General features: G+C 39.7%; 16 protein-coding genes. 15 read left to right on the top strand and 1 reads right to left on the bottom strand.

The window, feature by feature from the left end; translation table 11 throughout:
- From flhB to PALI_RS12230, 15 genes are all read left to right on the top strand, one after another.
- The gene (gene flhB, locus PALI_RS12300) at positions 1-1131 is read left to right on the top strand and encodes a flagellar biosynthesis protein FlhB (protein WP_138585392.1); all 1131 of its coding nucleotides are present in this window, start codon (positions 1-3) and stop codon (positions 1129-1131) included.
- Positions 1132-1203: 72 nt separating this feature from the next.
- On the top strand, positions 1204-3312 hold the full coding sequence (flhA, locus tag PALI_RS12295) for a flagellar biosynthesis protein FlhA (protein WP_193156031.1): 2109 nt from the start codon (positions 1204-1206) through the stop codon (positions 3310-3312).
- Positions 3313-3333: 21 nt separating this feature from the next.
- Complete coding sequence (gene flhF / locus PALI_RS12290; protein WP_077537256.1) at positions 3334-4821, top strand: flagellar biosynthesis protein FlhF; 1488 nt, start codon at positions 3334-3336, stop codon at positions 4819-4821.
- Positions 4814-5674 carry a MinD/ParA family ATP-binding protein gene (locus PALI_RS12285; protein WP_077537257.1) on the top strand — a complete coding sequence of 287 codons (861 nt, stop codon included), beginning with the start codon at positions 4814-4816 and terminating at the stop codon, positions 5672-5674. The genes flhF and PALI_RS12285 overlap by 8 nt, the downstream gene beginning before the upstream one ends.
- 26 nt (positions 5675-5700) lie before the next feature.
- A complete protein-coding gene (locus tag PALI_RS12280) occupies positions 5701-6411 on the top strand; it encodes an RNA polymerase sigma factor FliA (protein WP_077538953.1) in 711 nt (236 codons plus the stop codon).
- 40 nt (positions 6412-6451) lie between these two features.
- Complete coding sequence (cheY, locus tag PALI_RS12275; RefSeq protein ID WP_024610547.1) at positions 6452-6835, top strand: chemotaxis response regulator CheY; 384 nt, start codon at positions 6452-6454, stop codon at positions 6833-6835.
- 16 nt (positions 6836-6851) lie between these two features.
- Positions 6852-7619 (top strand): protein phosphatase CheZ, encoded by a 768-nt coding sequence (locus PALI_RS12270; RefSeq protein WP_077537258.1) that lies wholly within the window; start codon positions 6852-6854, stop codon positions 7617-7619.
- Between the two features lie 15 nt (positions 7620-7634).
- Positions 7635-9866 carry a chemotaxis protein CheA gene (locus PALI_RS12265; RefSeq protein WP_193156030.1) on the top strand — a complete coding sequence of 744 codons (2232 nt, stop codon included), beginning with the start codon at positions 7635-7637 and terminating at the stop codon, positions 9864-9866.
- Between the two features lie 56 nt (positions 9867-9922).
- Positions 9923-11083: a protein-glutamate methylesterase/protein-glutamine glutaminase gene (locus PALI_RS12260; RefSeq protein WP_193156029.1), complete on the top strand. Its 1161-nt coding sequence runs from the start codon at positions 9923-9925 to the stop codon at positions 11081-11083.
- Complete coding sequence (locus PALI_RS12255) at positions 11076-11840, top strand: flagellar motor protein (RefSeq protein WP_077537261.1); 765 nt, start codon at positions 11076-11078, stop codon at positions 11838-11840. Before PALI_RS12260 ends, PALI_RS12255 begins: the two co-directional genes overlap by 8 nt.
- Positions 11841-11845: 5 nt before the next feature.
- Entirely contained in the window at positions 11846-12799 is a 954-nt protein-coding gene (locus tag PALI_RS12250; protein WP_193156028.1) for a flagellar motor protein MotB, read from the top strand.
- A gap of 12 nt (positions 12800-12811) precedes the next feature.
- On the top strand, positions 12812-13582 hold the full coding sequence (locus tag PALI_RS12245; RefSeq protein WP_182700920.1) for a ParA family protein: 771 nt from the start codon (positions 12812-12814) through the stop codon (positions 13580-13582).
- A 3-nt stretch (positions 13583-13585) separates the two neighbouring features.
- Positions 13586-14359, top strand: coding sequence for a chemotaxis protein CheW (locus PALI_RS12240; protein ID WP_193156027.1), 774 nt, complete (start codon positions 13586-13588; stop codon positions 14357-14359).
- A gap of 24 nt (positions 14360-14383) precedes the next feature.
- Positions 14384-14878, top strand: coding sequence for a chemotaxis protein CheW (locus PALI_RS12235; RefSeq protein ID WP_077537265.1), 495 nt, complete (start codon positions 14384-14386; stop codon positions 14876-14878).
- Positions 14879-14894: 16 nt separating this feature from the next.
- Positions 14895-15296, top strand: coding sequence for a DUF2802 domain-containing protein (locus tag PALI_RS12230; protein WP_077537266.1), 402 nt, complete (start codon positions 14895-14897; stop codon positions 15294-15296).
- 41 nt (positions 15297-15337) lie between these two features.
- On the opposite strand, the gene PALI_RS12225 is transcribed toward PALI_RS12230, so the two are convergent.
- Positions 15338-15646 (bottom strand): EscU/YscU/HrcU family type III secretion system export apparatus switch protein, encoded by a 309-nt coding sequence (locus PALI_RS12225; protein WP_138585386.1) that lies wholly within the window; start codon positions 15644-15646, stop codon positions 15338-15340.

The following is a 15646-nucleotide window of genomic DNA, read 5'->3' as shown; positions in this document are numbered from 1 at the left end:
ATGTCTGAAGATTCAGGACAAGAAAAAACAGAAGAACCCACATCGAAAAAAATTGATGAGTCGAAAAAAAAGGGCCAAATAGCACGCTCCAAAGAACTCGGAACCATGTTTGTTCTAATTTTTTCTGCAATTTCGTTATTAATGTATGGACCAGAAATAGGCAAAGGTTTGTACAATATAATGGGGCGCATGCTTAGTTTGAATCGAAATGAAACATACGATACAACTAAAATGTTTGCTGTATGGGGGGAGGTTTCGGATGCTTTGATTTTCCCGATGGGCATGTTTGTATTTATAATTGTCTTAGCTGCATTTATTGGTAACACCTTGTTAGGTGGCTTTAATTTCAGTTGGGGCGCGGCGGCACCTAAAGCAAGTAAAATGTCGCCGATGAAAGGTTTTAAACGCATGTTTGGGTCGCAAGCGGCTGTTGAACTTGTAAAATCACTTTTAAAATTTGGTTTAGTAGCCAGCTTTGCGGTGTTTTTAATTAATACATTTTTTGATGAAATACTACATTTAAGCGTAGAGAATACGCCAGGTAATATTATTCATGCTCTGGAAATTTTGGCATGGATGTTTTTGGGTCTATCGTGCACTTTAATTATTATTGCAGCTATTGATGCGCCATTTCAAAGCTACAATCATAACAAACAACTAAAAATGACGTTGCAAGAAGTTAAAGACGAATATAAAAATTCAGAAGGTGATCCTCAAATAAAAGCACGCATAAGGCAAACGCAAAGACAAATGTCGCAAAAGCGAATGATGCAAGACGTACCTGACGCTGATGTTATTGTTACCAACCCAACACATTATTCTGTGGCGCTAAAATACGATACAGAGCGTGCAGGAGCGCCTATTGTGCTAGCCAAAGGCATTGATGAAATGGCGATGCAGATTCGTAAGGTCGCAATCGGCAACGAAGTACCCGTTGTAGAGTCCCCTATGCTCACTCGAGCTCTTTATCATACAGCTGAGGTGGGCGATCAAATCCCCGATCAATTATTTACCGCTGTAGCTCAAGTTTTAGCGTATGTGTTTCAACTTAAGCGCTTTAATAAAGGGCGTGGAAAACGTCCAACCAAACTTAATAATAAACTGCCTATCCCCGACGCCTATAAATATTAAACCGTTAACTTAGTAACTTGGAATAGTTATTGCTAATTCTATGCAGTGTCAATTTTTTGAAATTGTAGATTTATGAGTTTTAAAGCAGTATTACAACAACTTAACAGAGATAAAAAAGAATATGCCAAAGGGGTAGGTACCCCTTTGCTTGTTCTTGCTGCTTTGGGAATGGTGATTTTACCCTTACCGCCATTTTTACTTGATATTCTTTTTTCGTTCAACATAGCGCTCGCTTTGGTTGTATTACTGGTTACAGTTTATACGATGAAACCAGTTGAGTTTGGTATGTTTCCAGCCGTACTCCTAATCGCAACAATTATGCGCCTAGCACTCAATGTCGCTAGTACGCGGGTAGTACTACTTGAAGGCCACAATGGCGGTGATGCTGCAGGTAAAGTAATAGAGGCCTTTGGCTCTGTTGTTATTGGTGGTAATTACGCAGTTGGTTTGGTTGTATTCTTAATTCTAATTATTATTAACTTTGTCGTAATTACCAAAGGTGCAGGGCGTATTTCTGAGGTATCGGCACGTTTTACCCTTGATGCAATGCCAGGTAAACAAATGGCGATTGACGCAGATTTAAATGCGGGCTTTATTAGTGCAGAGCAAGCACGAGATCGCCGCGAAGAAGTCACACGAGAAGCCGATTTTTACGGTTCAATGGATGGTGCGAGTAAGTTTGTAAAAGGTGATGCTATTGCGGGTATCATCATTTTGATTATTAATATTGTTGGTGGTTTATTTGTTGGTATGATCCAGCATAATTTAAGCTTTAGTAACGCAATGGAAGTGTATACGTTACTTACCATCGGTGATGGATTAGTAGCTCAACTTCCTTCTTTATTACTCTCAATTGGTACTGCAATTGTTGTAACACGTCAAAATGAGTCGCTCAATATGGGCGATCAATTTAAGAAACAACTCGGTAATGAAAAGTCATTATTTATCGCCTCAGGTATATTAATAATAATGGGCTTAGTACCTGGCATGCCACATTTTGCTTTTTTAAGCTTAGGCGCACTTTTAGGGTACTTAGCTTATTATACACAACAAAGTAAACTAAAAGCTGCTGCCGCTATAGAGGAAGAGGCTGTGAATGGTGCTGCTGGTACTGGCATTGCCAATAAACAAGAGCAAAAAGAACTTGGTTGGGATGATGTTCAGCAAGTTGACGTAATTGGCTTAGAGGTTGGCTATAGACTTATTCCACTCGTTGATCAATCACAAGGTGGTGAGCTGCTCAATCGTATAAAAGGTGTACGTAAAAAGCTTTCTCAAGAATTGGGCTTTTTAGTTCCACCAGTTCATATACGCGATAACCTGGAGCTTGACCCTAATGCATACAGAATAACGTTGATGGGCGTTTCAACAGGTGAAGGTGAGCTTAAGCATGGCGATGAGTTAGCGATTAACCCAGGGCAAGTATTTGGCCCTATTAAAGGCGTTGAGACTAAAGACCCTGCATTTGGACTCGATGCTGTTTGGATCAAGCCAGATCAAAAAGATGAAGCACAATCTTTAGGCTATACCGTGGTTGACTCAGCAACAGTAGTGGCAACACATATAAGTCAATTACTAACAAACAGTGCGGCATTATTATTAGGTCACGAAGAAGTTCAAAACCTACTAGATATGTTGGGCAAGAGCCACCCTCGTTTAGTTGAAGGACTTGTGCCTGACGTACTACCATTAACCGTTATTGTAAAAGTATTACAAAATTTATTAAATGAAGGAGTCGCAATACGCGATATGCGATCAATCGTGCAAACCCTTGTAGAGTATGGTCCTCGTAGCCAAGACCCTGATGTATTAACGGCTGCGGTGCGTATTTCATTACGTAGACTTATCGTTCAAGATGCGGTGGGTATGTCTTCAGAAATCCCTGTCATAACCTTGGCGCCGGAGTTGGAACAGATGTTGCATCAGTCATTGCAGAATGCAGGTGACGAAGGTGCCGGAATAGAACCAGGTCTTGCTGAGCGACTTCAAATTTCATTAAATGAAGCGCATCAAAATCAAGAAATGGCTGGTGAACCTTCAATATTGCTAACGTCAGGAATGTTACGCACTGTGTTATCTCGTTTTGTTAAGTACACCATTCCAGGATTGAGAGTGATGTCTTATCAAGAGGTACCAGATGAAAGACAGATTAAGATTGTTAGCTCGGTAGGCCAACAATAAGATTTAAACAGGGGTTAAACCATGAAAATTAAACGTTTTTTTGCTAAAGATATGCGCACAGTGCTTAAAGAAGTTAAAGATGAACTCGGTGTTGATGCGGTTATCATGTCAAATAAAAAACTAGCTAACGGTGTCGAAATTGTGGCAGCTGTTGATTATGAAAAAACGGCCCCAAAACCAGTTGCTCAGTCTCAAAATACAGCAACAGAGCGCTCTAATCATTTAGCACAATCGCAAAATACGCACAATTTTATAAAACCGGAACCACAGCGTGCACAGCCTTCACCACAGGCTAAAGTTGCAGATAGTTTAGAAGCATTATTGGAACGCCAATCACCTCGACCTCGTTCACCTGAGCTAGCTTCAATGTTTTCACAATCGGGAATTGATACTACCGAAAATTATCAAGAACCTGTAGCTAAACAACGTCCTAAAAATATGTTTTCACATGAAAATGCAGCGCCGATACGTCCTCAAACACAAGCTGATAGCTTAGGTTTTGATGATTTAGAAAGTGATTTTGATGACCTTGAAAGCCCGATAGCACCTCGTCAGCAAGCTAAAAATAATGAAAGCGTAGAGATGACATCTATGCGTGAAGAGATGAATGCAATTCGTCAGCTATTAGAGCACCAAGTCTCAGGTTTAATGCAACAAGATATGGCGCGACGTGATCCAACGCGTGCATGCATGATTGATCGTTTAATTGGCATGGGAATAGGCAAAGATGTTGCTGAGCAAATGGCGTGTTTTGTACCTGATGATGTTTCTCGCCAGCAAGGTTGGAAAGCTTTATTAGCGATGGTTGAAGATCAAATGCAAACCACGAACAACGAAATACTGCGTCAAGGTGGAGTTTACGCATTAGTCGGCCCAACGGGAGTGGGTAAAACAACAACTGTCGCAAAACTTGCTGCACTTGGTGCGCAAAAGTATGGCGCTGATAAAGTTGCGTTAATTACTACGGACACCTACAGAATTGGTGCATACGAGCAACTAGCAACATATGGCCGAATTATAGGGTGTAGCGTAAAGCAAGTTAAAGATGCTAATGAATTGGCTGAAGTTTTATATCATTTACGAAATAAACGTCTAGTATTAATTGACACCGCAGGAATGAGCCAGCGTGATTTACGTTTAACCGAGCAATTAAATACGTTAATGCGTAATCAACGTGTCGATATTCGTAATTATTTAGTATTAAGTGCCACAGCACAAATTAATGTATTACAAGAAACGGTAAGACATTTCAAAAAAGTACAGTTAAGTGGTTGTATTTTTACTAAATTAGATGAATCGTTAAGTTTAGGTGAGATTATTAGTATTGCGATTCAAAATCGTCTTCCAATAGGTTATCTTACTAATGGTCAGCGAGTACCAGAGGACATTCGCGTTGCGAATTCAGAAAAACTAGTAAAAAAAGCTGAGCAATTATATTTAAAAAGAATAAAATCACAACATTCACGACATCAATCAGTGGCGTCGAACACAGTAGGGATGTATGATTAACACAGTATTAGATCAAGCAAGCGGCCTGCGAAAAATGAGTCAAAACAATAATAACGGCGTAAAAGTTATCGCTGTGACCGGTGGTAAAGGTGGAGTAGGTAAAACAAATGTTTCACTAAATACTGCAATCGCATTAGGTCAACAAGGTAAGCGAGTTTTAGTTCTTGATGCCGACTTAGGTTTAGCAAATTGTGATGTGATGCTTGGGCTTCGTGTTGAGCGCAATTTATCACATGTATTATCTGGCGAATGCGAACTGGATGAGATTTTAGTTGAAGGTCCTGCCGGGATTAAAATTGTCCCTGCAACGTCGGGTTCGCAAAACATGGTTGAATTATCACCTTCTGAACACGCGGGTCTTATTCGTGCCTTTAGCGAATTAAATACCGAATTTGATATATTGATAGTAGACACCGCCGCCGGCATTTCCGATATGGTGCTGAGCTTTTCTCGTGCAGCACAAGATGTAATGGTCGTCGTGTGTGACGAACCAACATCAATAACAGATGCGTATGCACTTATTAAAGTATTAAGCCGTGAGCACGGTGTGTATAAATTTAAAATTGTTGCAAATATGGTTCGCAGCCTTCGCGAAGGCCAAGAATTGTTTGCAAAGTTATCTAAAGTAACAGATCGTTTCCTAGATATTTCTATGGAGCTAGCTGCAACGATACCTTACGATGAAAATATGCGTAAAGCGACACGTCGGCAGAAAGTTATTGTGGAGTTGTTTCCAAGCTCTCCAGCTTCAGTGGCTTTTCGAGCTCTGGCAACAAAAGCGGTCAAATGGCCAATACCGAATCAACCGTCAGGGCATTTAGAGTTTTTCATTGAGAAGCTGGTTAACGGCTAATTATGACAACATTGGTAAATAGAGCTATGGGATATCAATCAACACAAAATTTAAATGTGATTGTTGAGAAACATGCGTCACTGGTTAAAAAAGTGGCATGTCACTTAATTGCTCGTCTACCTCCAAGTGTACAACTCGATGATTTAATTCAATCGGGTATGATAGGACTGATTGAAGCGTCAAAAAACTTTGATGCAACTAAAGGCGCAAGCTTTGAAACGTTTGCAGGTATTCGCATCCGTGGCGCTATGCTAGATGAAATGCGCCGTGGTGACTGGGCTCCGCGTTCTGTACATCGTAAAAGTCGTCTTGTTGCTGAAACGATAAACGAATTAGAAAAAAACTTAAATCGTGAACCTACAGATATAGAAGTTGCTGAAAAACTTGATATTTCGTTAAATGAGTACCATCATATTTTAAACGATGTAAATGCAAGTAAAGTGTTGGGTATAGAAGACCTCGGAATTGATGAAGATGTCATAACTCCAGCAGGTCAAGATTTAACACTAGACAAACCTTTTAATAATGTTAAAAATGAACGATTTAATGAGTCTTTATTAAGTGCAATAAAATCATTACCAGAGCGAGATGCTATGGTGTTATCTTTGTACTATAACGATGAAATGAATTTAAAAGAGATTGGGCATATACTCGATGTTAGTGAATCGCGTGTGAGTCAGATACATGGTCAGGCGATGATTAAGCTAAAAGCAAAAATCAATGACTGGATAAACTAGTAGTAAGTAAATAAAGGTTAAGACCTCACTGGAGGATGTTTTGGATAAAAACATGAAAATTCTTGTCGTTGACGATTTTTCAACAATGAGACGTATTATTAAAAATTTATTGCGTGATTTAGGTTTTACGAATGTTCAAGAAGCAGATGATGGTTCGACTGCTTTACCAATGCTACAAAATCAGTCTTTTGATTTTGTCGTGACGGATTGGAACATGCCAGGTATGCAGGGTATTGACCTTTTAAGGGCAATTAGGGCGGATGACAAGTTAAAACATCTCCCTGTTTTAATGGTAACGGCTGAAGCTAAAAAAGAACAGATAATAGCTGCTGCTCAAGCTGGTGTTAATGGCTACATTGTAAAACCATTTACAGCTGGCACATTGAAGACCAAATTAGAAAAAGTGTTTGAACGCTTAGGTTAATTATAGGGAGAGGCTTATGTCAGCACCTGCTGCGCCTCGAATAACTTTAGAACAAGCGCGTCAACTCGTTGTTTTTTTAGAAAACGACGAGCAAGATAAAGCTGATCAATTAATTTTGGATACAGCGTCTAAAGAGCAGTCAGAGATATTTGCTGAAGTTGGCAAGTTAACGCGTCAATTGCATGAAGCTCTAAAAGGTTTTGAGCTAGATTCGCGTTTAACAAACTTAACAAACGATGCAATTCCGGATGCTAAAAAACGACTTAGTTATGTCATGGAATTGACAGAGAATGCTGCAAATAAAACCATGGATGCGGTTGAGGCAAGTCTCCCTATAACTCAGGAGTTAGCGGGTGAGATAGCAGCCATTAAACCGACATGGGATCGGTTAATGAGTCGGGATATAGAGCTTGGTGAGTTTAAAACTCTGTGCCACAGCATAGATAAGTTTATGAGTAACTCACACAATAAAACAGATGAATTACAAAATTTAATGACAAATGTTTTAATGGCGCAAGATTATCAAGATTTGACTGGTCAAGTTATTCGTCGAGTAATTGAGCTTGTAAGAGAAGTAGAAGAAAGCTTACTTCATCTACTCACTGCGTTTTCTGCGCAGGATGTGGGTACAGTTAATATAGTAGAACAACAAAAAACAGAAGAACCGATTGCCGTACAAACATTAGCAGGTCCCGAGGGCCCTATTATTGATAAAGAATCGCGTAATGATGTTGTGTCTGATCAAGATGAAGTCGATGATCTTTTATCAAGTTTGGGCTTCTAAGAGGAGAGTAACTGCATGTTTGAAGTCGATGAAGATATTTTACAAGACTTTCTTGTAGAAGCAGGAGAAATTCTTGAACTTCTATCCGAACAGTTAGTTGAACTGGAAAATAATCCAGAAGATACCGAACTATTAAATGCTATATTTCGAGGCTTTCATACAGTAAAAGGCGGTGCCGGATTTTTAGCTATGACAGAGCTTGTTGATGCTTGTCATGGTGCAGAAAATGTATTTGATTTGCTCAGACAGGGCGTTCGAACTGTAAACTCTGAATTAATGGATGTTATCTTACAAGCATTAGACACCATTAATGAAATGTTTGCGACAATTCAAAACCGTGATAAGCCTGAGCCTGCAGATCCTCAATTACTTGAAGTCCTACATAAATTAGGGTTACCTCCAACGGAAGATGAGTTATCTGGAGCTTCTTCTGAAATTACAGCAGACGAACCTGAACAGGCTGATGTCGTTGCCACAGAAAACGGTGACAATAACACTATCAGCTCACAAAGCCCTGACGACGACCCATTTGCATTCGATGAATTATTTAGTAGTTCGGCTTCGCCAGCTGCTGAGTCACAAATTGATGAAATTACAGAAGATGAATTCGAAAACTTACTTGATGAACTGCATGGTAATAACCAAAGCTCTGAGACTAAGAAACCTGTAAGTACTACTTCTAGTAGTGACATCACTGACGACGAGTTTGATAATTTATTAGATGAGCTACATGGTGTTGGTAGTTTTGGCACTGTTGATGTACAAAAAAATGAACCAGTTGCTTCGCATACACCGCAAGAAACAGCGCCAGTCGCCAATAACTCAGGCTCTTCTGATGATGATATTAGCGACGCAGAATTTGAATCTCTATTAGATGAATTACATGGCAAAGGCAGCGCACCTAAATCTGTAGAAAGTAATCAGCCCGTTGCTGCAAAACCTGCACCTCCAAAACCGGCTGTTCAGGCAAAGAAAGTTGAGCCTGCCCCTGTTAGTAAGCCCGCTAATAAGCCTGAAGCAAAAGCACCAAGTCCTGCAGTCCCAAGCCCAGCTGCAGCTCCGAAGAAGGCAGTCGCGCCCGCAGCTGAAACTACCGTACGCGTAGATACTAAGCGCCTTGACCAAATTATGAATATGGTTGGTGAGCTAGTGCTCGTGCGAAATCGCCTCGTTAGTTTGGCCACCAATTCAGAAAGTGAAGCGATGGGTAAAGCAATATCAAATTTAGATGTTGTAACCGCCGATATTCAAGGTGCGGTTATGCAAACCCGCATGCAACCGATCAAAAAAGTATTTGGACGTTTTCCTCGAGTTGTTCGTGACTTGGCGAGAAGCTTAAATAAAGATATCAATTTATTACTGGTCGGCGAAGAAACTGATTTAGATAAAAACTTGGTTGAAGCGTTAGCCGATCCGCTCGTGCATTTGGTCAGAAACTCAGTCGATCACGGCATTGAAATGCCAGATGTACGTGAAGCATCTGGAAAATCAAGAACAGGTACTGTTACGTTATCAGCGTCTCAACAAGGCGATCATATTTTGCTTACTATCAAAGATGATGGTGCTGGTATGGATGCTGAGAAACTCAAGAAAATAGCAATAGCTAAAGGTGTACTTGATCATGACCAAGCAAGTCGACTTTCAAACACTGAAGCTTACAACTTAATTTTTGCACCAGGCTTTTCAACAAAAGAAGAAATTTCGGATATTTCCGGACGTGGTGTTGGAATGGATGTTGTAAAAACAAAAATCACCCAACTTAACGGTTCTGTAAGTATTGAATCAGAGTTAGGTGTTGGTACAACATTAGAGATTAAAGTACCGTTAACGCTCGCAATACTTCCAACGTTAATGGTTGTTGTTGGTGCACAGACATTTGCATTACCACTTGCTGGTGTTAGTGAAATATTCCACTTTGATTTAACTAAAACAAATGTTGTTAATGGCCAGTTAACCGTTATTGTCCGCAAAAAAGCGGTTCCATTGTTCTACTTAGAACATTGGCTTGTAAAAGGGGCCGATCGTTCTCTACGTAAAGATCAAGGTCATGTCGTTATTGTTCAAATAGGCACGCAGCAAGTTGGTTTTGTAGTGGACTCGTTAATAGGGCAAGAAGAGGTTGTAATCAAACCACTTGACGCTTTATTACAAGGCACTCCCGGAATGGCTGGCGCTACAATAACGTCTGATGGTGGAATTGCATTAATTTTAGATGTTCCAAGTATGCTAAAACATTACGCGAACTGACAATAAGTAGGTGTAGTATGCACTACACCTACGTCTAAACTAAATAAGAGAGCTCAATGGTTGTTAAAGTCTTAGTTGTTGATGATTCAAGCTTTTTTCGCCGTAGAGTAAGCGAAATTCTCGAACAAGATAACGATATTAAAGTAATTGGCTTTGCTGTAAATGGTCGAGAAGCTGTTGAAAAAACTGAGCAATTACGCCCTGATATGATCACAATGGATGTTGAGATGCCGGTTTTAGATGGTATCAGTGCTGTTAAAGAAATAATGGCAAGCAATCCAACCCCTATTTTAATGTTTTCATCGCTAACGCGTGATGGTGCTACAGCAACACTCGATGCGCTAGATGCTGGAGCAATGGACTTTTTACCTAAAAAGTTTGAAGACATTGCTCGTAATAATGATGATGCAATAAAGCTTTTACAAACAAAAGTAAAAGAGATTGGCCGTCGTCGTATCCCTCGTTCATTTAAACCTTTAGTTCCAGCTAAGTTAGCACCAACATCCCCAGCGCCGAGTATAAAGCCATCAATAGCTGCTAAAGACACTAATATACGCCAGCCAGATAGAAGCTTTCAACGCTCAGCAGTGCAGCCTAAGTCATCAGTAAATGCTTCAACAATTCGCACTAGCGGTAAACATTATCAACTACTTGCGATTGGTACATCTACTGGTGGGCCTGTGGCCCTGCAAACTATTTTAACTCAGTTACCAGCTAACTTCCCGCACCCCATTTTGTTGATTCAACATATGCCTGCGGCATTTACACCGGCATTTGCGACGCGCTTAAATAGCTTATGCAAAATTAAAGTAAAAGAAGCACAACAAGGCGATCGTTTACAACCTGGAACGGCTTATTTAGCACCCGGTGGTCAGCAAATGATGGTTGAGGGGCGTGGAGCTGCAAAAACGTTAAGAGTTTTTGAAGATCAAAGCGAGCGAATCACTTATAAACCAAGCGTTGATGTAACGTTTGCAAGTGTAGCGAAAGCTTATCAAGGCGATGTGTTAGCAATAGTGTTGACTGGTATGGGAGCTGATGGGCGTGATGGAGCAAGAATGCTCAAACAAACGGGTGCAACGATTTGGGCACAAGATGAAAATAGTTGTGTCGTTTATGGTATGCCACAAGCATTAGTAAATGCAGGGCTAGCCAGTGAGATCTTAGCGCTTGATGACGTAGCTGCGAGAATAAAAAGAGAAACTGGCTGTGGATAAGCTTTCTATTCTAGGGCTACTTATTGCGCTAGGATCTATAGCAATTGGTTACTCTTTGGAAGGGGGCGTTGCATCTGCATTATTTAATGTCCCTGCGCTCGTTATAGTGCTTGGTGGCACATTGGGTGCTGTGATGTTACAAACATCTGCAAGCACCTTTAAAAAAATGCTAAAAATAAGCCATTGGGTTTTTTTCGCTCCACAATACGATATAGACGAAGCAATTGAGCAAGTTAAACGCTGGTCGCACAAAGCCCGTCAAGAAGGCTATTTGGCACTAGAAAACGAAGCGTTTATTCATCCTGATATTTATGCCGCCAAAGGGCTTGGTTTATTGGTTGATGGTTGTTCTGAGCAAAAATTACGAGACACACTCGAAATAGACTTATTACTTGAACGCGATAGATTATTAGAGGCAGGGCGTGTCTATGAAGCAATGGGAGGTTATAGCCCTACCATTGGTATTTTAGGTGCTGTGCTAGGGCTTATTCAAGCGATGTCTTTCATCACTGATCCGCAAAAACTGGGTGAAGGTGTGGCAACTGCGTTTATTGCTACAATATATGGTGTAGGTCTCGCTAATATTATTTTTTTGCCGATGGCAAATAAGTTAAAACAACGGATTGAACAAAAAATGCTTTATCATGAAATGCTTGCTGAAGGTGTTATCGCGATAAGCTTAGGTGAAAGCCCGATAAATATTGAATTAAAGCTTGAAGCCTACCGTGTAGAACGTCCTAACTTAGCTCAAGAGTAATCGCTATGTTACGCCGCCGCTTACGCAATGTCTCTTCAAAAAGCCAACATACCGAACGCTGGTTAGTCTCTTATGCTGATTACATGACCATTATGTTTGCATTCTTTGTGGTTATGTATGCTATTGCAATCAGTAAAGAAGAAAATTTTCAAATATTGTCAGATTCACTTGAACATGTTTTTGATAAATCTGCACGCCAATATTCACAAAATGGTGAAGGTGTAAACGGTAATGGTATTCTTATTGATAGAGTAACTCCTGAACAAGAAGTACTTTATGGCGAGAGCATTCAAAAACAAGAGCAAGGTCCTGAACTACTTGATGGACAAAGTGACACAAGCAATATACAGCAAAAGTATTTAGGAAAACCTTTAGATAGCTTGTTAACAAAATTACAATCAGCACTTATTGACGAAATTCGTGATGGTGAAGCAAATTTAGAGTTAAACCAAGATTGGCTAATTATTGAACTTAGCTCTGGAATGCTATTTTCAAGTGGCAGTTCAGTCGCTCATTTACGAGCTAAACAAGTCGTCAAACTCGTTAAAGATATTATTGCGCCCGTAGATAATTATATCAGAGTGCGTGGTTATACTGATAATGAAACTATTCGTAATGAAATATTTCGTTCTAATTGGGAGTTATCGGTAGCAAGAGCAACATCAATTTTAGTTGAACTAGAAGAGTTAGGAATAAACTCTGCGCGTATGGCAATAGAAGGTTATGGGCAATATTCTCCTCTTGCAGATAATAGTACAGAGCAAGGGCGAGCTGAAAATCGCAAAGTTGTCATAGCACTTTCTAAGTATGGATTACCACCTGTTATTGGCGTTGATAAATCAAAGCCAGAGAGTCAAAAAATAGAACCCGAAATTGAACTCCCTTCAGATGACGATACAATAAAAATAATTCGTTTACCTCATGGTGGTGTTCGCATCACTACTCGTAGCGAACAGTAACTAGGATGTAATGTGAAAATCTGGACTGTGGCAAATCAAAAAGGTGGTGTGGGTAAAACAACAACAGCAGTGAGTCTTGCCGGTATTCTTGCTTTGCGCGGCAAGCGTGTATTACTGATTGATACAGATCCGCATGCATCATTAACCTATTATTTTGGTATCGATTCAGAAGATTTAGAAATTAGCGTATATGATATTTTTGCCCGTGGTACAGGCATGCAAAGTGAAGAAATACTTCAATCACTCTGTCCGTCAACGCTCGAGAATTTGGATATTTTACCCGCGACAATGGCAATTGCCACACTCGATAGGAGTATGGGTAATAAATCGGGTATGGGGTTAATATTAAAAAAAACGCTTGCAAAAATTAGTGACCATTATGATTATGCAATTCTTGATTGCCCACCCGTGTTAGGCGTGTTAATGGTTAATGCACTTGCGGCAAGCGAGCGTATTTTAGTTCCCGTACAAACTGAATTCTTAGCTTTAAAAGGACTTGATAGAATGATGCGTACGATGGAGTTAATGCAAACCTCGCAAGCGAAAAATTATGAATATACTATAATTCCTACTATGTACGATAAACGGACTAAAGCATCTTTAGAAGCTTATAAAACTTTGCAAGATACCTATAAAGATAAGGTGTGGCCAGGAGTTATTCCCGTAGATACAAAGCTAAGGGATGCGAGCTTTGCGCAAAAAGTACCCATTGAGTTTTGTCCTCGATCTCGAGGTGTGTTTGCTTATAAAGCACTATTAGACTATTTAATTGAACAAGGTTGATAAATGAGTAAGCAATTATTTGCTAATGAAAAAGTTATGACTCAATATTTAGGTGCATTGTTACGTGACGATGGGCCTATAGATAACTTAGAGCCAGTCGCAAAATTGCTTGAAAAAATACCTAATGGGACTGATCAAGAACAGTTACAGGCTAAAGAGAGCAATATAACTGAAAAGACTGATGAACAAATTCAATCAGTAGTAGCACCCAAGCCTTTACCGAGTGAAAAGGTTGTTACAGATAATATTATTGATGTAACAGATAATACCGCAGCGCAATTATCAGAAAAGCCTTCACAGGCACTGAAAACGCAAAGCCAAGAAGATTATTTTGAAGGCGAATTTCAGGCATTGTTTTTTGAAGTTGCAGGGTTAACGCTTGCTGTGCCATTAAAGTCACTGGGTGGAATTCATCAGTTAAGTGAAGTAAATCATCTGTTTGGTAAGCCAAAATGGTTTAAAGGCGTTATGCTTAACAGAGATGAGAAGCTAAATGTTGTTGATACTGCTCGTTGGGTCATGCCTGAAAAGTATGATGAAAAGTTAGAGGCATCTCTTAATTATCAATATTTAATCACGCTAGGCGATAGCCAGTGGGGATTATTGGCTGAAAAGTTAATAAATAACATTACATTGAGTAAAGAAGATGTAAAATGGAATACTAATAAAGGTAAGCGTCCATGGCTTGCCGGTGTTATTAAAGAAAAAATGTGTGCTTTAATAGATGTAGATAATTTAAATGCATTATTAGAAAAAGGCTTAGATAGTCGTCAGTAATAATGACCATTACGGGGAAATAGCATGAATCAAGATAAATTACTGTCAGCAAATAAAAATGCAGATAATGATGAAATATTACAGTGGGTTACATTTAAGCTAGAAGAAGAGACTTATGGCGTAAATGTAATGCAAGTGCAAGAAATATTGCGCTACACTGAAATTGCTCCAGTGCCTGGTGCGCCTTCTTACGTAATTGGTATTATTAATTTACGTGGTAATGTTGTAACCGTTATAGATACACGCTCTCGCTTTGGTTTAGATGCTGCAGATGCAACTGATAACTCTCGTATCTTAATCATTGAAGCTGAAGAACAAGTTATAGGTATTTTAGCCGATAGTGTCTCTGAAGTGGTTTATCTACGTAGTTCTGAAATAGACAGTGCACCAAATGTTGGTACTGAAGAAAGTGCTAAATTCATTCAAGGTGTGTGTAATCGTGATGATGAATTGCTGATTTTAGTCGATTTAAACAAATTGCTCAGCGATGATGAATGGGATGAGTTAAGCGATATATAAGCTTTGCCACTAAAATATGTTGTTACTTAGTATCGCAATTGCAGCGCTGGCGATTGGACTTATATCGTTAGCGCTAATTGCTGCATTAAAAAGCAAACAAGCAACTGAGCTTGATTCTGCTATGCAGCAACTTAAAGACACTTCAGAGCAAACTCATATTCTGCGAAGTGAAGTATCTGAATTACGAACCGGATTATTGAGTATTGGTAAACGAGTGCTTGAGGTTGAACAACAAAACCAAGAGTTAGTTTTACAACAAGCGGCTCAGAAATACGACGATCCAGATGCTAAAATTTATTCTCGTGCTGTAAAAATGGTTGGCTTAGGTGCCGATTTAGACGAGGTTATACGCGAATGTGAACTGCCTAGAGCTGAAGCAGAATTACTGTTTTCTTTGCATAAGCAAAAAGGCGCTTAGCGCCTTTTTAGTTTAATTGGTATTTTAAGCCAACATTTTGTTTATGCTTTTATATTTAGCTTACCTTGAAAGTCCTTCCAACCTGGCGGGAATTGCCCCCTTAATACATAGGAAAAGGCAATTAGCTCCGCAATTACATAGTAAAGCTCTTTAGGGATTTCTTCTCCTAATGCCAAGTGTGATAATGTTTTAGCAAGCGCAGCATCTTCGTGGATCATAATTCCTTTCTTTTTGGCCGCAGCGACTATTTCGTCAGCTAATTCACCAAACCCTTTAGCACTTATCGTGGGTGTACTACCCGTTTCGTATAAAAGCCCGATAGCTGATTTGTTATTAAGCACATCACTCAT

This window comes from Pseudoalteromonas aliena SW19 (assembly GCF_014905615.1).
In the GTDB taxonomy this organism is placed as follows: domain Bacteria; phylum Pseudomonadota; class Gammaproteobacteria; order Enterobacterales; family Alteromonadaceae; genus Pseudoalteromonas; species Pseudoalteromonas aliena.
The sequence above is the reverse complement of the archived record's forward strand: the minus strand, read 5'-3'. Positions and strand labels throughout refer to the sequence as shown.